18 protein-coding genes are annotated in these 18,532 nt (G+C 72.5%); 6 read left to right on the plus strand and 12 right to left on the minus strand.

Annotated features, from left to right (window positions below; translation table 11 throughout):
• Together ABTZ03_RS42395 and ABTZ03_RS42400 are read right to left on the minus strand one after the other, a co-directional pair.
• The coding region (locus ABTZ03_RS42395) for an AfsR/SARP family transcriptional regulator (RefSeq protein ID WP_350518611.1) at positions 1-227 on the minus strand (227 nt) is incomplete at its 3' end.
• A 399-nt stretch (positions 228-626) separates the two neighbouring features.
• Complete coding sequence (locus ABTZ03_RS42400; RefSeq protein ID WP_350518612.1) at positions 627-1,358, minus strand: ScbR family autoregulator-binding transcription factor; 732 nt, start codon at positions 1,356-1,358, stop codon at positions 627-629.
• Positions 1,359-1,740: 382 nt separating this feature from the next.
• On the opposite strand from ABTZ03_RS42400, the gene ABTZ03_RS42405 reads away from it, so the two are divergent.
• Together ABTZ03_RS42405 and ABTZ03_RS42410 are read left to right on the plus strand one after the other, a co-directional pair.
• Positions 1,741-2,100 (plus strand): ArsR/SmtB family transcription factor, encoded by a 360-nt coding sequence (locus ABTZ03_RS42405; protein WP_350518613.1) that lies wholly within the window; start codon positions 1,741-1,743, stop codon positions 2,098-2,100.
• Complete coding sequence (locus ABTZ03_RS42410; RefSeq protein ID WP_350518614.1) at positions 2,097-2,591, plus strand: SRPBCC family protein; 495 nt, start codon at positions 2,097-2,099, stop codon at positions 2,589-2,591. The genes ABTZ03_RS42405 and ABTZ03_RS42410 overlap by 4 nt, the downstream gene beginning before the upstream one ends.
• Positions 2,592-2,612: 21 nt before the next feature.
• Here ABTZ03_RS42410 and ABTZ03_RS42415 read toward each other — a convergent pair whose 3' ends face one another.
• A complete protein-coding gene (locus ABTZ03_RS42415; RefSeq protein WP_350518615.1) occupies positions 2,613-3,017 on the minus strand; it encodes a RidA family protein in 405 nt (134 codons plus the stop codon).
• 246 nt (positions 3,018-3,263) lie between these two features.
• On the opposite strand from ABTZ03_RS42415, the gene ABTZ03_RS42420 reads away from it, so the two are divergent.
• A complete protein-coding gene (locus ABTZ03_RS42420) occupies positions 3,264-3,896 on the plus strand; it encodes a C40 family peptidase (protein ID WP_350518616.1) in 633 nt (210 codons plus the stop codon).
• A 2-nt stretch (positions 3,897-3,898) separates the two neighbouring features.
• Here the strand turns inward: ABTZ03_RS42420 and ABTZ03_RS42425 are convergent, their stop codons facing one another.
• Positions 3,899-4,375: a MarR family winged helix-turn-helix transcriptional regulator gene (locus ABTZ03_RS42425; RefSeq protein ID WP_350518617.1), complete on the minus strand. Its 477-nt coding sequence runs from the start codon at positions 4,373-4,375 to the stop codon at positions 3,899-3,901.
• A 67-nt stretch (positions 4,376-4,442) separates the two neighbouring features.
• Here ABTZ03_RS42425 and ABTZ03_RS42430 point away from each other — a divergent pair, with 67 nt between their 5' ends.
• Positions 4,443-4,853 carry a VOC family protein gene (locus ABTZ03_RS42430; RefSeq protein ID WP_350518618.1) on the plus strand — a complete coding sequence of 137 codons (411 nt, stop codon included), beginning with the start codon at positions 4,443-4,445 and terminating at the stop codon, positions 4,851-4,853.
• A 427-nt stretch (positions 4,854-5,280) separates the two neighbouring features.
• On the opposite strand, the gene ABTZ03_RS42435 is transcribed toward ABTZ03_RS42430, so the two are convergent.
• The 6 genes from ABTZ03_RS42435 to ABTZ03_RS42460 all read right to left on the minus strand — a co-directional run bounded on the left by ABTZ03_RS42435 (position 5,281) and on the right by ABTZ03_RS42460 (position 12,231).
• Positions 5,281-5,823 carry a hypothetical protein gene (locus ABTZ03_RS42435; RefSeq protein WP_350518619.1) on the minus strand — a complete coding sequence of 181 codons (543 nt, stop codon included), beginning with the start codon at positions 5,821-5,823 and terminating at the stop codon, positions 5,281-5,283.
• 146 nt (positions 5,824-5,969) lie between these two features.
• Positions 5,970-7,220, minus strand: coding sequence for a threonine--tRNA ligase (thrS, locus tag ABTZ03_RS42440; RefSeq protein WP_350518620.1), 1,251 nt, complete (start codon positions 7,218-7,220; stop codon positions 5,970-5,972).
• Between the two features lie 232 nt (positions 7,221-7,452).
• On the minus strand, positions 7,453-8,187 hold the full coding sequence (locus ABTZ03_RS42445) for a leucine-rich repeat domain-containing protein (protein WP_350518628.1): 735 nt from the start codon (positions 8,185-8,187) through the stop codon (positions 7,453-7,455).
• 30 nt (positions 8,188-8,217) lie between these two features.
• Entirely contained in the window at positions 8,218-10,134 is a 1,917-nt protein-coding gene (locus tag ABTZ03_RS42450; RefSeq protein ID WP_350518621.1) for a serine/threonine-protein kinase, read from the minus strand.
• 195 nt (positions 10,135-10,329) lie between these two features.
• Positions 10,330-11,583, minus strand: coding sequence for a serine hydrolase domain-containing protein (locus ABTZ03_RS42455; protein WP_350518622.1), 1,254 nt, complete (start codon positions 11,581-11,583; stop codon positions 10,330-10,332).
• 159 nt (positions 11,584-11,742) lie between these two features.
• The gene (locus tag ABTZ03_RS42460) at positions 11,743-12,231 is read right to left on the minus strand and encodes a carboxymuconolactone decarboxylase family protein (RefSeq protein WP_350518623.1); all 489 of its coding nucleotides are present in this window, start codon (positions 12,229-12,231) and stop codon (positions 11,743-11,745) included.
• A gap of 109 nt (positions 12,232-12,340) precedes the next feature.
• Here ABTZ03_RS42460 and ABTZ03_RS42465 point away from each other — a divergent pair, with 109 nt between their 5' ends.
• Positions 12,341-13,288 carry a pirin family protein gene (locus tag ABTZ03_RS42465; protein ID WP_350518624.1) on the plus strand — a complete coding sequence of 316 codons (948 nt, stop codon included), beginning with the start codon at positions 12,341-12,343 and terminating at the stop codon, positions 13,286-13,288.
• A 371-nt stretch (positions 13,289-13,659) separates the two neighbouring features.
• Complete coding sequence (locus ABTZ03_RS42470) at positions 13,660-14,643, plus strand: tyrosine-type recombinase/integrase (protein WP_350518625.1); 984 nt, start codon at positions 13,660-13,662, stop codon at positions 14,641-14,643.
• A 527-nt stretch (positions 14,644-15,170) separates the two neighbouring features.
• On the opposite strand, the gene ABTZ03_RS42475 is transcribed toward ABTZ03_RS42470, so the two are convergent.
• Entirely contained in the window at positions 15,171-17,216 is a 2,046-nt protein-coding gene (locus ABTZ03_RS42475) for a hypothetical protein (protein ID WP_350518626.1), read from the minus strand.
• A gap of 128 nt (positions 17,217-17,344) precedes the next feature.
• Complete coding sequence (locus tag ABTZ03_RS42480; protein WP_350518627.1) at positions 17,345-18,133, minus strand: restriction endonuclease; 789 nt, start codon at positions 18,131-18,133, stop codon at positions 17,345-17,347.
• Between the last annotated feature and the right edge of the window lie 399 nt (positions 18,134-18,532).

Genomic DNA, 18,532 nt, shown 5'->3' on the forward strand with positions numbered 1-18,532 from the left:
GCCCGGTCGATCAGGTCGCGCAGCTGCAGCACATAGGTCTGCACGGTGGTGCGCGCGCTGCGCGGCGGACGGCCGGACCACAGTTCCTCGGCCAGCACCCCGGCCGGGACCACCTGGTCCGCGCGTAAGGCCAGTAGCCCCAACACCTGACGGGGCTTGGGCGCCGTCGGCACCACCGACTCCCCGCACACCCGGACGTCCAGCGCCCCGAGCACCCGAATTTCCACGATGACCACCCCAATCACACGGAACGCCACGGCCCCTCCGCCGCGGCCGGCACCCGGGTCGACACCCCTGGGTCAACTGTCACCAGTCAAAAACAGGACGCGCGGTTTGTCAATACAAAACCGAACGCTCTGTTTGTTTCTGGAAGCGGAGCGTCCCCCTGCCGTCCACTCGGGGCGCGACGACCCTGCGGACACCATGAGTCGACATCAGCTCACCCATCGTGTCCGCGCCCGGACAAACCGAAGGCGGCGTCGGACCCCCATGGATCCCGCGCCGCCACCAATTCACCTGCCCCGCACCGGCGTCCGCACCGGCGTCCGCACCGGCCTCCGCACCGGCCTCCGCGAGCGGCAGGGCCAACCCCGCCCGACCCGAGCCCGGCCGGCACCGACCGCGGATCAGCCCACGCCGACCCCGTCCGCGACCGCCTCGACCCCGGCGAGCACCTCCGCCGCCTCACCGTCGCCGCCCTCGCCGCCCTCCCGGGCCAGCCGGGCCGCCTCGACCTCCGCGACCACCTGCCCGCCGCGGTCCGGCCCCATCTGCAGCGAGCCGAGCACCCCGGGCACCGCGACGCTCGGCATCAGGTGCTGGAACAGGCCGGACACCCGCAACTCCAGGTCGGCCCGGCCGGAGAGCTTCTGCGACTGGATCTGAACACCCGTCCAGGCGGCGGTGATCAGCCACGCGGTGTCGGCCGGGACCACGTGCGGCAACAGCTCGCCGCGCTCGCCGGCCGCCGTCAGCAGCGCCTCCATCCGACTGATCCAGCCGGGGATCGCCCCACCGCCGAGGTCGTCGAACAGGTCCTGGCCGAGCGAGAGCCGGGCGCCCGCGCTGAGCAGCGGATCACGCGGCATCAGATGCGCCACCACCATCCCGGTGTCCACGAACTCCTGGAGTTTGCAGCTCCGTTCGGGCACTCCGTCCTGGACGAACTGCTCCTCCACGACACCTTGCGCGAGATCCCGCTTGGAGGCGAAATGGAAATACACCGCACCACGCGTCACACCGGCCCGGGAGACCACCTCCCCGATGGTGGCGCCCTCGTAGCCGAACTCGTCGAAGACCGACGCCGCGGCCTCCAGGATCAGCCGACGCGTCCGGAGCGCCCGTTCCTGCCGTACCACCGCAACCACCCCGCCCTGAGCTCCGGGAAAACAAAACCAAACACCCCGTATCTTAGCTACGGGCTCCCCACGGGCGACAAGACGATGTCACCGAATCAGCCGTCCCTTTCTCTCCTCCCCCACCCGCCCCAGGCGTTCCCACCCACGCTCTCCCAGGTTCCGCCCCACGGAACGGGACCCGCACCGGGCCGGCGTTCCGTCGACAAACGCGCCCTTCACTCGGAATGACGCCCCGGAAACCGAACGATCGGTTTCTTCTTTCTCAGCGACTGCCAAGCGGAAGCCCGACCACCCCATTCCTCAACTGATTGGTTGAATACCCGGGCACACCGGAGTAGCGTCGTTCTCAACCAGTCGGTTGAGAACAAACCCGAGGTGCACGATGGCCGTCGACCAGCTCTCCCGGGCCTTCGTGGCCCTGGCCGACCCGACCCGGCGCGACATCGTCGCCCGGCTCTCGGTGCGGGACGCGACCGTAGGCGAGCTGGCCGAGTCCTACGCGATGTCCCTGCAGGCCGTCTCCAAGCACCTCAAGGTGCTGGAGGAGGCCGGACTCGTCAGTCGCAGCCGGGACGCCCAGCGGCGACCGTGCCGCCTGGAACCCCAGGTGCTCGACCTGATGACGGGCTGGATCGAGCGCTACCGCCGCCAGGCCGAGGCCCGCTTCGGCCGGCTGGACGCCGTCCTCGCCGAAATGGACGAGGCCGACGACACCCACGACATCGAAGGAGCCCCGCGATGACCCCCACCGCCGGCAACGAGACCCGGATCGAAGCGGACCCGACGCTGCCCACCATCCGGATCGTCCGCGAGTTCGACGCCCCGCAGCAGCGGGTGTTCCGGGCCTGGACCGAACCCGAGCTGGTCGCCCGGTGGCTCGGCCCCGAGGACCTCGACATGAAGATCGAGGACTGGGAGGCCCGCACCGGCGGCCACTACCGCTACACCATGCACCGTGACGGCCGGCAGGTCGCCGCCTTCTACGGCTCCTTCCACGAAGTCCGACCGGCCACCCGGCTCGTCCAGACCTTCACCTTCGAGGGCGTGCCGGACGGCGTCTCGCTGGACACCGCCTCCTTCGAACCGGTCGGCGAGGGCCGCACCCGCGTCACCGTGCTGTCGGTGGTCGACGGCCTGGCGTCCCGGGACGCGATCCTGGCCAGCGGGATGGAACGCGGCGTGGTCGAGGGCTACCGCAAACTGGACGCCCTGCTCGCCGCAGACCCCGTCTGAACGGAAGGCCCCCGGAGCCCGTCAGGGCAGCACGGCCACCGCCTCGACCTCCACCAGCTGGTCCGCGTAGCCGAGCACCGAGACGCCGAGCAGCGTGCTGGGGGCGTCGTGCTCCCCCAGGTACTCCCGGTACACGTTCCACACCTTCACCAGGTCCGCCTGATCGCTGGAGGCCACGTACACGGTGGTCCGGGCGATGTCCGTGAGCCCCGCGCCCGCGTCCTCCAGCACGGTTATCAGATTGCGCATCACCTGGTGGGCCTGGCCCTCGTAGTCACCGACCGCGACGGTGCGCCCCTCCTCGTCCAGCGGGCAGGCCCCGGCCAGCCAGAGCGAACGGGCCGGGGCGTCGACCACGGCCGCGTAGGCGTAGTCGACGGCCGGGGTCAGCCGGGTGGTGCGGAGCAGCTTGACGGCACCGCTCATGAAGTCCTCCAGGGGTCGCCACCGGGTCGTTTCGTGCCCATCGTTGGCTCCGGCCCCACGACCGTCAAACAGTTTTCCTGCGAACTCCCGGGCCCACCAAGGCCGGTGCCGCCACGATTCACCGTTGCGGGTGATGGCGGGCGGAGCCCCGGGCCGCGATCCTGGTGGCCACCCACGCCGCCCACGCCGCCACCGCAAGCAGCACGACCACCGCAGCGACCGCGACCACCGCAGGGGAGTCGACCGATGGAATCCCAACCGCCCAGCCCCGACCAGGCCTCCGGAGTCGGACGCCGCCGCATGCTCGGCCTCGCCCTCGGCGCCGGACTCGTCCCGGCCCTCAGCACCGCGTCCCAGTCCGCCCAACCCGCCCACGCCGCAGGCCCGTCCGCGCCCGCCGACCGCTCCGCCGCCCTCGGCCTCCGGGTCGCCGCCGTCGCCACGGCGCAGATCGGCGTGCCGTACGCCTGGGGCGGCGGCGACCGGCTGGGCCCGGGCCTCGGCTTCTGCGACGGGGAGAACGGCTACCTCAACGGCGTGTGCCTGGGCGAGAGCACGGTCGGCTTCGACTGCAGCGGCCTGTCGCTCTACTGCTGGTACCGCGCCAGCCACGGCACCGTCGAGCTCGGGCACTACACCGTCGCCCAGTTCAATCTCAGCGCCCCGGTCGACCGCGACGCCCTCGCCCCCGGCGACCTGCTGTTCTTCTCCCGTCCCGACGCCCCGCTGCACCACGTCGGCATCTACGCGGGCGACGGCGCGATGATCCACGCCGAGCGCACCGGCACCCTGGTGGCCCGGGTCGAGCAGGTACTCGACCTGCCGCGCTGGGCGGGCGAGTTCGCCGGCGCCCGCCGCCCCGGACCGCACCCCGGCTGAGCTCACACGGAGCCGCGCCGCTCTCCCATCCCCTCGTCGACCCGCCGCAGCAACTCCTGCAGCACCCGCCGCTCCCCCGCGTCCAGCGGCGCCAGCACCTCGTCCTGCACCGCCCGTGCCCGGGCCTCCAGTTCGGCCAGCAGCGCCCGCCCGTCGGCCGTGACCGAGACGGAGACCCGCCGTCGGTCCCGCGCGTCCCGGCTGCGTTCGACGTACCCGGCCGCGCCGAGCTGCTCGACGACCTTCCCGAGGTCGCTGGGGTCGATCCCCAGTCGCCGCACCAGGTCCCGCTGCGCCTGCGGCCCGAAGTCGGCCAGCGCCGCGAGCACCGCCATGTCCCAGAGCCGCAGGCCGCGTTCGGCCAGCTGCTCGGTGAGCCGGCCGCGCGCGGTCCGGCCGATCCGGGCGAGCAGGAAGGTGCTGAGGCCGAGCAGGGCCGGCGGCAGTGCGCCGGACGGGGCGGGGGTCTCGGAGGTCATGGCGGCATTCTAGGGTCGCTCCCTATAGTGGGTTCCGACCCACTGTTTCCGGCTCAGGAGTCAGCCCGTGGACGCGCTCTACCCCCGCCTGCTCGTCACCCGCTTCGCGGAGACCTTCGCCTTCTACCGCGCCGTGCTCCCCGCCCTCACCGGCGCCGTCCTGGTCAAGGGCACACCCGAGGGCCCGTACGCCAACTGGGACGTCGACGACCAGGCCGTCCTGGTGCTCTTCGACCGCGCCGCGCTGGCCGCCACCCTCGGCACCGGCGGCCTGCCCGCCCGCCCCGGAACCCCCACCCAGGACACCGCGATGCTGGTGTTCCGGGTCGACGACGTGGACGAGGCGCTCGCCCTCTGCCTCAGCTGCGGAGGCACCCCTGCCGCCCCGGCCACCGATCGCCCCGAATGGGGCCCCGGCCTCCGCACCGCCCATCTGCGCGACCCCGAGGGCCACCTGATCGAGCTGCAGGCCTACTGACCGCCGGGGTCCCGCCTCCGGCGCCCGCCGAGGTACACGGCCGCCCGGGTTCCGGCCGCAACGCGGCCGCCACGAGCCGGGCCCCACCCGCACATCCGTCACCGTGCTCCCGCTCGCCGATCCCACCCCCGCCGCCGTACAGCACCGAGGCGGCGAGCAGGGCGGCGGCGGTGCCGAGGACGCGACGAACGAGCATGACGGACACGGCGGTTCCCCCCTGGAAGGGCGGCCCGGGCACTCCACACCGGGCTTGTTGCGTTCCAGTCAAACCCGCTCTGTCCCGCCGCCTGAAGAGCCGGCCGCTGGACAGAGCCTGCAACGGCCGCATGCTGCCAGCGCCGACGGCGGAATCCGCCCCGGGCCGGACCGGCCGCGCCCGGAGCGAGCCGCGCCCGACCCGGGACCGACCCGGGGACCGACCCGGGTGTCAGCGGTGGAAGACCTGCAACTCGCGGACCGCGTCGTTGAAGTTCGCCCCCAGGTAGGAGGCCGGGAGGTCCATGGTCTTCTCCACACTGAGGGTCGACCAGAGGTGGACGGCGTTGCAGTTGTTGTAGCCCTTCATCGAGGAGACGTTCAGCGCCACGTTGATGTAGTTGACCAGGTGGTAGCCGGTGCCGTCACAGCCTCCTCCATTGCCGTAGAAGGAGTAGAGGACGCCGCCCTTGTAGCCGGCGTCCCGGTACTCCTCCAGCAGCAGCGTGTCGCCGGCCGGCTGCTCGGCGGTGCGGTCGTGGCCGCCGGCCCGGGCGAGCGCGTCGGCCCGGGAGTCCGGCGAGCAGGCCCGGCCGAGCACCGGGGAGAAGCCGTCGGCGCCGGGCAGGTGTCCGAGGACGGCGGCGCAGTACTGCACCTCCGGTACGGGCAGCGGGCGGAGCGCGGTCGGAGCCGCCGGGGCGGCGGCCACCGCCCCGGCGAGGGCGAGAGCGGCGGCGAGGACGGGAGCGACGAAGCGGCGCGGTCGGCGCACGGGTACCTCCGGAAGGATCGGGACAGTGGGACCGGGTGGGGACGGCGGCGGCCGTGGACCCGGCCGCCCGTCCATTCGACGGGCGACCGCCGCCCCGCCCGCGCCGACACACCGCGCACCGCACTAGTCGTACGGATACGACCGGTTCACCCGGCGGGCGCGTCCGGCCACAGCTCGGCACTGCACCCGGCGACCAGCGCGCCGATCCGCCCCCAGGCCTCCTCGGCCGGCATCGGCGCCAACCGACGGCCGTCCCGCAGCCGCAGCGCGACCAGGTCGTCCGCCGCCTCCTTGGCGCCGATCACGGCCTGGTAGGGCACCAGTCGGGCCGCCCGGATCCTGGCCCCGAGGGTGCCCTGCTCCGGTCCGGCGACCTCGACCCGCAGTCCGAGGTCCAGGCAGCGCTGCCGCAGTCGCTCGGCCTGCGGCAGTTCGGCGTCGGAGATCGGCAGCAGCACCACCTGGGCGGGGGCCAGCCAGGCCGGGAACGCCCCGCCGTACAGCTCGATCAGGTGGGCGACCACCCGCTCGACGCTGCCGATCACGCTGCGGTGCACCATCACCGGGCGGTGCTTGGCGCCGTCCGGACCGATGTAGTGCAGGTCGAAGCGCTCCGGCTGGTGGAAGTCGATCTGCACGGTGGAGAGGGTGAACTCGCGCCCGGCGCCGTCGGCGATCTGCACGTCGATCTTGGGACCGTAGAACGCGGCCTCGCCCTCCGCCGCCTCGAACGGCACCCCGGAGCGCTCCAGCACGTCGGTCAGCAGCGCGGTCGCCCGCTCCCAGAGCCCCGGGTCGGCCACGTACTTGCCGCCCGCGCCGGGCAGCGAGAGCCGGTAGCGGACCGGCACGATGCCGAGCGCCCGGTGCGCCCCGCGGATCAGCTCCAGGGCGGCGACGGCCTCGTCCGCGGCCTGCTCGGGGGTGCAGAAGACATGGGCGTCGTTCAGCTGGATCGCCCGGACCCTGGTCAGCCCGCCGAGCACACCGGACAGCTCGGAGCGGTACATGCCGCCCAACTCGGCCATGCGCAGCGGCAGTTCGCGGTAGCTGTGGGCGCGGGAGCGGAAGATCAGCGCATGGTGCGGACACAGGCTCGGGCGCAGCACCATCTCCTCCGAGCCGAGCTCCATGGGTGGGAACATGTCGTCGCGATAGTGGTCCCAGTGGCCGGAGATCTCGTACAGCTCGCGCTTGCCGAGCACCGGCGAGTAGACGTGGCGGTAGCCGGCCCGGCGCTCACGGCCCCGGATGAACTCCTCCAGGGTGTGCCGGATCGCGGCGCCGTCGGGCAGCCAGTACGGGAGGCCGGAGCCCATCAGCGGGTCGGTGTCGAACAGGTCGAGCTCGCGGCCGAGCTTGCGGTGGTCGTGCGCCGGCAGGTGGTTCACGGTCATGAGGATGGTCTCCACTCGGGACGGGTGGGCGAGTGGAGCCGGGAACGACGAAGCCCCGGGGCACTCGCCCCGGGGCTTCGGACTTGGTCAGCAGTCAGCGCACCGGGACTCTCTCCGGCGTCGTCGTGGCGAGTGCAGCGCGCTTCATGCCTTCCACGGTAGCAGTTCCCCGGCCGTCGTGGTGATCTTTGTGGACGGGCTCACAGCAGGGCTCACAGCAGGGCCCTCGACCTCAGAACAGGACCACGCAGCCGCGTTCGGTGAGCGCCTCCAGCACCCGGGGCGGCACCTGGACGTCGTTCCAGCGCAGGTCGAGCTTCTCCAGCGCGGGCAGCGCCGCCGGATCGGCCAACCACTCCGGCAGTCCGGTGATCCCGTTGGTCCGCAGGTCCAGTCGGCGCAGCCGCGGCAGCCCGGCCAGGACGGCGGGGAGCTCACCGAGGGCGTTCTCCCGCAGCTCCAGTTCACGCAGTTCGGTGAGGTACCGGAAGGAGGCCGGCAGAGCGGTCAACTCGTTGCCCCGCAGCCAGAGTTCGCGCAGCTCGCCGAGCGCGCCGATCGACTCGGGCAGCGCGCCGAGCCGGTTGTGCTGGGCACGTAGCTCGACCAGTTCGGCCATCTTTCCGATGCTGAACGGGAGTTCGGTGAGTCTGTTCTCCCCGACGTTGAGATGGCGCAGCCGGGTGAGCCGCCCGATCCCCTCCGGCAGGGCGGTCAGCCGGTTGTCGTGCAGGTAGAGGAAGTCCCGCAGCCAGGTGAGCCGGGTCAGCTCCCCGGGCATCTCGGTGAACAGGTTGTGCCCGAGGTCGAGGGTCCGCAGCCGGATCAACCGGCTGATGCCGGGCGGGAGTTCGGAGAGCTCGCCCTCAGCAAGGATGAGCACGGTCAGGTCGTTGCGGTCCCACACCGTGCTGAGCACCTCGTTCGCCACCAGACCGAGCGGCTGCCGCCAGAGGTTGAGCGTCATGTCTGTCACGCCTGCCATTGTCCGCCTCCGCTACTCCCCGGTCGGCACGTGGCGGACCGTGGCACGGGTCAGGATCCGGCCGTCGCCGGCCGGTGGGAGCTGGACGAGTTCCAGGTCGGCGGCGGCGAGTTCGCCGACGGCCGGGCCGGGCGGCAGCAGCACCCGGAGGTGGTAGTCGCAGCCGCCCCCGTCCGGGACGTCCACCCGGTACTCCGTCGTTCCGGGCCCGACCGGATGGCCGGCCCCGGTGAGGTCCTCGACGGTCGGCGCGACCTGCTTCAGGAAGTCGACCCGGCCGCCGGGCGCCGCGGCCACCCGCAGTGCGAGGTCGCGGCCGCGGGCCTGGCGGTCACCGCGGACGATCGCGCCGAGTTCGTCGCGCAGTCCGTCCCGCAGGCCGTCCCACAGACCGGCCCGCGGCCCGGTGACCGGGTCGCCCGCCCCGGCGCCCCGCGCGGCCGCGGCCGGAACGGACTGCCGGACGAGATCGACGGTGCCGGCCAGCGCCGAGGAGACGGCACGGGCCGAGGAGACCTCCCAGTCCTCGCCGACGCCGCGGACGTGGCAGCGGAACCGGCCCGCGCAGGAGGCCAGGACGGCGGCGAGTTCGGCCGGGCTCTCCGCCTCGTTGGGCCGGTCCATCAGCAGCACGGCCGTCCGGGTCGCGTCCGGGTGCCCGGCCAGCAGCCGGTCGGCCAGCCGGAGCCACCGGCCGTAGCCGGCCGTGCGCAGCGGTGCCAGCCGGTCGAGCGCGGCCCGGGCCTCCGCCCTGGTCGCGGCCGTGGCGCGGACCAGCCGCATGGCGTCGGGGTAGCGCATCCGCGCGTACTCGGAGCCCTCGACGACACCGAACCAGACGTCCTCGTCCAGTTCGGCGACGGCGTCCGCGACGGCAGCGGTGACGGCGCGGAAGGCCGCCGGGGGCAGCCCGTCGGAGAGGCCCACCAGGAAGACCACGGCCTGCGGCGTCGCGACCGCCAGGTCCGCCGGGTCGAGCGCCGCGCCGTGCACGGTCAGGATGGCGTCCAGCCTGGTCGCGTCGGCCGGCTGGTACTCGTTCTGGAAGACCTCGATCCGGTAGCCCGGGCCGGCCGGAGCCGAGGTGGGGACGCCCGGGGCGAGCAGTGCCCGGAGCCGCTCCGCGACCTCCCCGGCGAAGCCCGGCCGGTCCGCCGGGTTCTTGGCGAGCAGCTCGGCGACCAGGGCGTCCAGCGCCGCGGGCACGCCCGGCCGCCGCTCGGCGAGCCGCGGGGGCCGGGTCTCCAGGTGGTCCCGCAGCACCGCCCAGACATCCTGCCGGGCCGGGAACGGCGGCTCGCCGGTGAGCAGGGCGAACAGCACGCAGCCGAGGGCGTAGAGGTCGGCCCGGCCGTCCACCTGGCGGCCCCGGCACTGCTCGGGGGACATGTAGTCGGGGGTGCCCATGACGGTGCCCTCGCGGGTCAGGCCGGTGACCGAGCGTAGGAACCCGGCGAGGCCGAAGTCGCAGACCTTCACCCGGTCGTCCGGGAGCAGCATCAGGTTGGCGGGCTTGACGTCCCGGTGCACGATCCCGGCCCGGTGTGCGCAGGACAGCGCCTCGGCGGCCTGCGCCGCCAGCTCCACCGCCCGGCGCACCGGCAGCGGGCCCTCCTCCCGCAGCACGGTGGCCAGGTCCCGGCCGTGCAGCAGCTCCATCACCAGGTGCAGCTGCCCGTCCTGCTCACCACTGTCGAAGACCTGGACCAGTCCGGGGTGTTGGAGCCCGGCGGCCACCTCGGCCTCGCGGTGGAAGCGGGCCACCGCCTCGGCGTCCTCCTCCGGGTCGTGGCCGCGGGGCAGGAACTTGACCGCCACCCGCCGCCCGAGCCGCAGGTCGCGGGCCAGCCACACCTCGCCCATGCCGCCGCGGCCCAGCGGCCCCGCCAGTCGGTACCGGCCGTCGATCAGCCCTCCGGCCACGTTCATCCGCGCTCCCCCTGCCCCTGCCCGGCCAGGGGCGTCGCCCCGGATCCGGCCCGTCGAACGGAGTCCTCCGCTCGCCCCGGAGCACCATTGTGTCCGCCGGACCGGCCCCCGGTGCAGCGCGCCGACGGTCGACCTGCCGCCCGGGCCGACCCCGGACCGCCCCTCGGCCGTCGCGGCCTTCGCGGCCGTCGCCGCTCAGCCGAGCTTCGCCGGAGCCTCGCCCCCGCCCTGGTGGCCGCCGCAGAAGGCCTGTTCCAGGAAGCCGCCCTCGGCGACGAGTTGCGCGGTGGCCTCCGTCGCGCCGCCCCTCGTCGTCACGGACATCGCGACCTGCCGGTCGCCGGAGCTCCACAGCTGCGAGCTGTACCCGGTCACCGCGCCGTCGTGACCGTAGACCGCCCCGCAGGACAACTGCAGCCGGGCCAGCCCGAGGCCGTACTCCAGGCCCGAGGGCCGGCCGTCGACCGGCACCGGGATGGTCGTCCGCATCGCCGCCATCAGCTGCGGCGACAGCAGCCGGCCGCCCAGCAGGGCCCGCTCGAAGCGGTTCAGGTCGGCCAGGGTGGATATCAGCTCGCCCGCCGAATTCGCCCAGGAGACGCTGGCCACCGTGACGTCCCGGTCGCGCTCCGCCGGCGCCGGGCCCTCGGGGAGCGTCACGTAGCCGTGGGCGTGCGGGCCGCGGATGTCGGTGGCCGTCCCGGGGAAGTAGGTGCCGCTCAGCCCGAGCGGCCGGAGGATGCGCGCGGTGATCTCCTGCGCGTAGCCGTGCCCGGTCACCCGCTCGATGATCATGCCCAGCAGGGTGTAGTTGACGTTGGAGTAGCTGAACCTCGCCCCCGGCGGGAAGTTGGGCGCGTGCGCCACCGAGGCGGCCACCACCTGGGCCGGGGTGATGGTGCGGGTCAGACCGCCCTGGTCGATCCAGGTCCGGACCGCGACCGGGTCGGTGACGTCCGGGAACAGCCCGCCCTTCTCGTTGGTCGGGTCCCACAGGCCGGAGCTGTGGTTGAGCAGCTGGTGGACGGTGATGTTCCCGCCGTTCGGGACCAGCCCCGGCAGGTAGCGCTCGATCGGGTCGTCCAGGCCGATCCGCCCCTCCCCCACCAGCTGGAGCACCGTGGTGGAGGTGAACATCTTGGTGATGCTCCCGGCGCGGAACCGCCCGTCCGTACGCACCGGGGCGCCGGTGGCGAGGTCGGCGACGCCGGTGCCCGCGCGCCAGACCCCGTCCTCGTCCCGGACCTCGGCGATCGCCGCGGCCGCCCCGGCGTCGGTCACCGCCTTCAGCGCGGCCGCCCGCGCACCGCCCGTACCCGCACCGCCCGACCGCGTGTCACCCGACCGCGCACCGCCCGCACCCGGCTCTGCGGCGCCGGCCGAGGCGACCGGTGCGGCCAGCGCCAGGCAGACCGCCGCCACCATCACGGAAACCGTTCGACGTGCCATGCGACCCCCTCGTCCACGGCGGGCCCCCGCCCGCCTCCGAGACCACAGCCTGGTCGCCGACCTGATACTCCGTCATCCTCCACCGGGAGGAACCGGCCGTACTCCCACCACCGTAGCCGCTACGCCGAACGGCGGAGGCCGATCGTCGACGGGCACCCGCTACAGCCCCGGGGTCGGCCGGACCGGGTGCTTGCTCATGATCGACACCCGGTTGAAGGAGTTGATGGCGATCGCCACCCAGATCGCCGCCGAGATCTCCTCCTCGGTGAGCACCTCCCGGGCGAGCGCGTAGGCGGCCTCCTGCACGACCGCGTCCGCCGGGTTCGTGGTCGCCTCCGCGAGCGCCAGCGCCGCGCGCTCCCGCGCGGTGAACAGCTCGGTGTCCCGCCAGGCCGGGAGGACGCCCAGCCGCTGGGTGGTCTCGCCCTCGCGCAGTGCGGCCCGGGTGTGCACGTTCAAGCAGTAGGCGCAGCCGTTGAGTTGGGAGACCCGCAGGTTGACCAGTTCGACCAGCCGCCGGTCCAGCCCGGCGTCCGCCGCGGCCGCCCGCGCCGCCTCCGCGGCAGCGAGCAGCGCCTTGTAGGCGGTGGGGTTCTGCTTGTCGATGAACACCCGCCGCTCGGCCGGAACCACCGTCACGTCACTCACCTGGACTCCTCGACTCCTGCTGTCGTTGTCGCTCGTCACTCTGCCATGACATAATAGTTGAATATAGAACTATCAAGCGATCGACTTCCACCCGGGAGGGACCAGAGCCGTGAGCACCACCGAGACCAGCCCCCAGGACCCGCAGGCCCCGACCGTCGAGGTACTGTCCGCCCGGGACGTCCCGCTCGGCGGTCCGCGCGCGATGACCGTCCGCCGCACCCTGCCGCACGGCAACCGCCGGATGATCGGCGCCTGGTGCTTCGTGGACCACTACGGTCCGGACGACGTCGCCCGGACCGGCGGCATGGACGTCGCACCGCACCCCCACACCGGCCTGCAGACGGTCAGCTGGCTCTTCACCGGCGAGATCGAGCACCGGGACAGCCTCGGCGTGCACGCCTTCGTCCGCCCGGGCGAGCTCAACCTGATGACCTCCGGCCACGGCATCTGCCACTCCGAGGTCTCCACCCCGGCGACCACCGTGCTGCACGGCGTCCAGCTCTGGGTCGCCCTGCCGGACGAACACCGCGACACCGCACGGGACTTCCACCACCACGTCCCCGAGCCCCGCACCCTGGACGGCGGCCAGGCCCGGGTCTTCCTCGGCACCCTGGCCGGCCACACCTCCCCCGTCCCGACCTTCACCCCGCTGCTCGGCGCCGAGCTCCTCCTCGACCCGCGCGCCACCCTCACCCTGACCGTCGACCCCGCCTTCGAACACGGCGTCCTGGTCGACCACGGCGAGGTCCACCTGGCCGGCACCGACCTCCACCCCGGCGACCTCGGCTACCTCGCCCCCGGCGCCACCACCCTCACCCTCACCAACACCACCGACTCCCCCACCCGCCTCGTCCTGCTCGGCGGCACGCCCTTCGAGGAGCAGATCGTCATGTGGTGGAACTTCATCGGGCGCACCCACGACGACATCACCCAGGCCCGCGAGGAGTGGCAGGCCGCCGCCGACCGCTTCGGCGCCGTCCAGGGCTACCCCGGCGACCGCCTGCCCGCCCCGGAGCTCCCGGGAATCCCCTTGAAGCCCCGCGGACGCACCCGCTGACCTGCGCGTTTCGCAATCGGGGGTACGGCGGCCAGGCCCACCGCACCCCCGATCCGGAGCCCCCTGGCGCTCGGTCCGAAGCCCCCTGCCCACGCTCGCTCCCGCACTCGACGCTCCCGGAGTCCGGGAAGCCACCGTCGGGTGCCGTCACGAGAACCGGCGAATACGCCGGTGACCCCCTCGCCGGTTGCCAAAGGACGGTCACCACAGCAATGGGGCAGGCTCGAGAAAACAGCCACCATGCCACCCCCGGCTCCACTGACGATCTTGCTTCAAGCCAGTTATTAGCCTCGAAAATCTGGGAGACATTCGGATCCCCCGCCTCCGAAAGAGCCCGCCGACCCGCCCCGACCCGGCACTAGGGTGACCTCATGGCTGACGGCCCGACGACAGCAGCACCCGCGATCGAGGCGCTGGACTCCCTCGTCGAGCGTGCCTGCGAACCGCCGACCGGTACCTCCCGGGCGAAGCAACTGCGCTGGATCGCCAGCGAATTGCGCACCGCCCTGGAGCGGGGCGCGATCGTCCCCACAGCCGCCGACTCACTCGACACGCTCCTCGCGCCGGACACCCTCGCCACCTACCTCACGGCCGCCGAGCGGGGCCTGCTGAGACGCAAGCCCGCCGCACGACCGGACCACGCCTCACCCGCGTCCATGCGCATCCGGGAAGACTGCCTCCGCATCCTCGGCGCCCGGGCCGGCACCACCGTCACCCTGCCCGCCCGCAAACCTCCGCGAGTCGAGCTCCGACCCGTGGTCGCCGCCCGCCCTCGCAGCATCCTGCTCGGTCACCTGGAACACTCAGCGCACCCCGGCCGGTCCGAGTCCCGCAGCCGGATCCTCGCCATCATCGGCACCGTGCTGGACACCGGCTGCCGCGCCGGCGAACTCTGCGCCCTGCGCACGGACGACGTCGATCTGCACCGCGGCACGATCCGCCTCACCCTCCTCCCCCAGCACCGCAACCCGCACACCACGCCCGCCACCCAGACGGTCGTCCTGTCGCACTTCACTCAGGCCGCGATGCGCGACTGGCTCACCGTCCGCAGCCACCTCGTCGCCCGCGACACCACCAAGCCCGCCGGCCCGGGCAACGAGACCACCGACGCCCTGTGGGTGAGCATCGCCCCCAGCGGCCACCCCCGCCCCGGCCTCCCCCTGCACTTCCGCGGCCTGGCCCGCGCCTACGTCCGCGCCATCCACGACCTCAACACCGACATGGCCGCAGAACCCGGCTGGCACCCCCTGCCCCGACGCATGGAACAACTACGCCGCGCCATCGAACTCGAACCGGCCGACCCCGACGCCGCAACGCCCCTCCTCCGCCGCGCCCGCACACCCGTCACAACGTGAAGGCATCGGCTCACCTGCCGTCGAAGCCCTCCTGGCGATTACGTGATGAATCCTCATGCAATCGACGCCGTATCGGAAAACCGGGAACCGTCGACCACACCCAAATCCCCCCACAACTGATATCCCAAAACCCGCTTGACTGGGGGTTGTCGTCGTCTCGTCACTCTCGCACCAGATCTCGCCCGATGCCCAGCCCGCTCGCCTCAGCGGTGCGGTGAGCCGGGCGAGCAGGCGCGGGCCTACGGCGTGTGGCGAGGTGGCAGTGGATTGCGTGAGGTCCATGGGTGGGGTGCTCTCGGGTGCTCGGGCTGGTGCGGAGTTGTCGCGACGGGACGTCATGGTGTGTCGTGACGACGGGCGGCCTCGGCCTTGTCCTGGAGGTCACGGGTGATGCGCCACCAGCGCCGGGATCCGCTCGTGTACCAGGAATCCTGGCCCGCCGGATGCCAGTCGGCCAGCTCGCGCAGCTGTTCCGTGATCTTCTCCGGGTCGAGGCGCTCGTGGCCGCCCCCCTCTCGGTCGAGGTCTTAAGCGATCTCGTGGAGGCGGTGCGCTGCGCGGTAGTACGACAGCTGGGTATCGGTGAGCCGACGCACGGCGTAGCCGCCGCACTTGCTGCACCAGTGGTAGTCGAGGTCCTCGCGGCCGAGGAGGTCTGCGGGAGTCAGGAGGTCGTCGTCGTCCGCGACGCCGCGCTCGTTGGAGTGTCGGCACAGGGGCGAGTGACCCTTGCCCTGGATCCGCGGGTTGGCGTTCGTGGTATAGATCTGGACGTCCGCGAGGACACCGAGCGGGATGCCGCTTCCCCTCCCCCGCCGGTCTCCGGTCGCGGGTTCGAACGGTTCGAGGTCAAGGGTTTCCTCGGCGAGCAGACCGTGCCACACCGCTTTGGGCACAGTGCGACGGTGGCCGTCACGGTCGTGGCCTCCATCGAGGGTGCGCAGGTCGTGAACGCCGCGGAGGATGGCGAGGAGCCGCAGGTTGGGTTCGCGGTCCCGGTCGTCGACGGCGAGCCAGGCGGCCCGCGCCTCGCCGCACTCCAGACCGAGTTCAGCACCGAAGCGCGGACCGTCCGCGTCCGGTACAGGTTGGGGCCACAGGGGCGTGCCCGACTCGGGCCGGGCGCCGATGCGTTCGGCCCAGGGCTTGATCAGGCTGGCCGGGAGGTCTGAGGCGCCGGCGACGATCACGCCCTGCCAGCCGCCGGCCAGCCGCTTCTCGATCACGGTCAGCGGCAGGACCTCGGCGCCGCCGCTCGTCGAGAAGACGATGAACAGCTGATCGACGTCGGGCGTGAAGGCGCGAAGGGCACGCAGGTGCTCGACGGTGACCGGCCGCCGTTCGAGGACCGGGGTGTCGTCGAACACGCCGGGCTGGATGTGGCTAGTGGGATCGTGGGCGTCGCTGTTCGCAGGTGCGGTGTCGTCGTCGTGGGTTTCGCAGGCGAGCGGCCAGGAGTTGGTGAGGAGTCGTTCCGCGACGAGTGTTGGGACGCGGAGAGTGAGGGTGCGGCGGCCCCAGTCGGCCTCGGTGAGGTGGGTGACCAGGGCACCGAGCGTCCAGGAGTCGATGTCGTGGAGGAAGCCGTGCTCGGGCTGGTGCGGGGTCCTCTCCTTGATCTCCCGCAGCGTCACCTTCACCAGTTGTGTAGACGTGGGATCGGCGGCGACGACGACGGTGCGAGCGTGCTCCGCCCAGGAGGCGACGAGCTGTTCGGCGGCCGAGCGGGTCTGGTCGTACCCCTTGCGGTTGCTCCGGATTCCGTGCATGAGGTTCGCCACGACATAGGACGGCCGGGTGGATCCGTTCCGGCTACCCGCGGCTTCGTGCTGCCAGTCGCGCCAGAGCGCCGCGAGGCCCTTGGCGATCTCGCTGCTCTTGCCGAGCGCTCCGAACGCGGGATCGCTCACCGGGAGGTCAGGTTCGCTCATGCCGGACGCAGCCGCGCCGGCGAGGAGTCCTGCCGGGTCGACGAACAGGGCCGCGTGGGTGCGCAGTTCCTCCAGGTGCTGCTTCTTGGCGATCAGCTTCGGCTTCGCCCAGTCCTCGAGCCAGGGGAACACCTCCGCGATGCTCTCGGCCCGGTGCAGGCTCTGGGCCGCTGCACGCCGCCGGTCGAACACACGGTCCCGCAGCGTCGCGGCGTCGTGACGGACGTCCTCGTCACGGGCTTCGCCGTCCTCGTCGCAGTCCTCGTTCTCGTACGAGGTCGCCGAGCGAAGAAAGCCGGCTGCGGCCTGGACCTCATCGCAGTCCCAGTCGACGTCCTCGTCGGGCCCGTCGTAGCACTGCTGTTGGAACAGCAGCCCACTCCCGCCGAGCGCCCGCAGAAAGACGCCCAGCCCGCTCCCCGACCTCGTCCACGGCCCCCAGGACCAGCACTGGGCGCACAACCGTCCGACCGTAGCGGCGTCCAGCAGGACCCTGGCTTCCGTGACCGCTGCCGTCCGGAGCTGGGAGCAGTCCGTCGTGCTGTGCAGCTTGGCGCTCCTGCCCTTGGCCGAGTGAACGGTGACCGGTGTCCCCTCGAACGGGCCGAGCGGGACGTCTGCGGTCAGCGGGTTGTCGTACACGAAGCCCCCTGTCGATGGCGGTCTCGAAAGCCTAGTTCCCGGTACCGACGACATCGGCCGTTCTCGGGATGAGGAACGCGACGACGCCGCTACTGGTAGTGGGCCAGCCGGTGATTAGCAGCCGGCGATCAGGTCCGCCGCTCCGGGCCGCGCTCGATCTCCAGGACGTCGTAGAGGTGCCGGCCTGCGCCCCAGCGCGCGAGGCGCTCGCGGTCGACGAGGTGGAGGCCTTGCTGGTTGGCGAAGTCGGCCGCGGGGTCGGTGAAGCCGTTGAGCGCGACGACAACGGGGACGGCGGCGGCGTGGACCGGCCGCGCGGTGCCGTTGAACTTCTGCACGGCTTCGGACCCCACGGCATTCGCGTATCGCTTGCATTGCAGGACCACTCGCCGTCCCAGGTGGTCGTCGGCGACGACATCAGCGCCGAGGTCGCCGGCGCCGCCCACCCGCTTCGCGTTGGCGAACCCGTCGCGTTCCAGCAGTTCGCGGCACATCTCCTCGAACCGCACCGGCGTTGCAGCCTGGAACGCCTCCAGCGTGTGGTCATGAGGGCGCCGCACATACGACGCGGCGGGCTCGGCCGGTGCATCTCGGCGCAGCGGCTCGTGAGCCCACTGTTCGATGCGATCGGTGACAGCTGCGGTGAGTGTAGTGCGGGCGCGGACGAGGCGTGCGGAGATACCCTCGCGGACGAGCGCCCACAGCGGGTGGAGGTGCCGGCGCAGTAGCAGGCCGAGGCTGGTGCGTCGGAGTGCCTGGCGCAGGCCGAGTAGGACGACGGCGGCGCCTGTCAGGGCCGTTGCCGCAGCCAGCGGGTGTCCCCACATCCAGGCCGCGGTCTGGATGACGGTGCCGAGAGCGACCAGCCCGCCGAGCAGTGCGAGGCCACCGCCTTCGTCGTGCGGGGTCTGCGCCATCGGATCGCCACGCTGCGAACTCCTCTTGCCGGGCGCCATTTCCCCCCTCTCGTCTTTCTTCTTCCCAACTGACGTGAGGTTAGGTCTCATGGCTCGCACGGGGCCGCGGTTTGGAGGAATCCGTCGGCGGCCGGTCTCCGCAAGCCGCCAGGCTGCCGTTGGAGGAGGATCGGGCACCACCTGCCCCGGCGCTGGCGCCCCCGCTCGTGTACCACCGGCGTGCGCTGCCGCTTTTCGCCAAATCCATGACCAGGATCTCTGCGCCGCCGCGGAAGGGCGTCCATCCAGTTGGGAGACTGTCTTCCCTTAGGGCGTCCGCCAGTAGGTCATCGGATGCGGGGTGTGCGAGGCCGGGTGTTCCAGCGGTAGAGGGACCAGGCGCGGCGGATCAGGCAGCGG

The sequence above is a fragment of the Kitasatospora sp. NPDC096077 genome (assembly GCF_040303245.1).
Taxonomy (GTDB): Bacteria; Actinomycetota; Actinomycetes; order Streptomycetales; family Streptomycetaceae; genus Kitasatospora.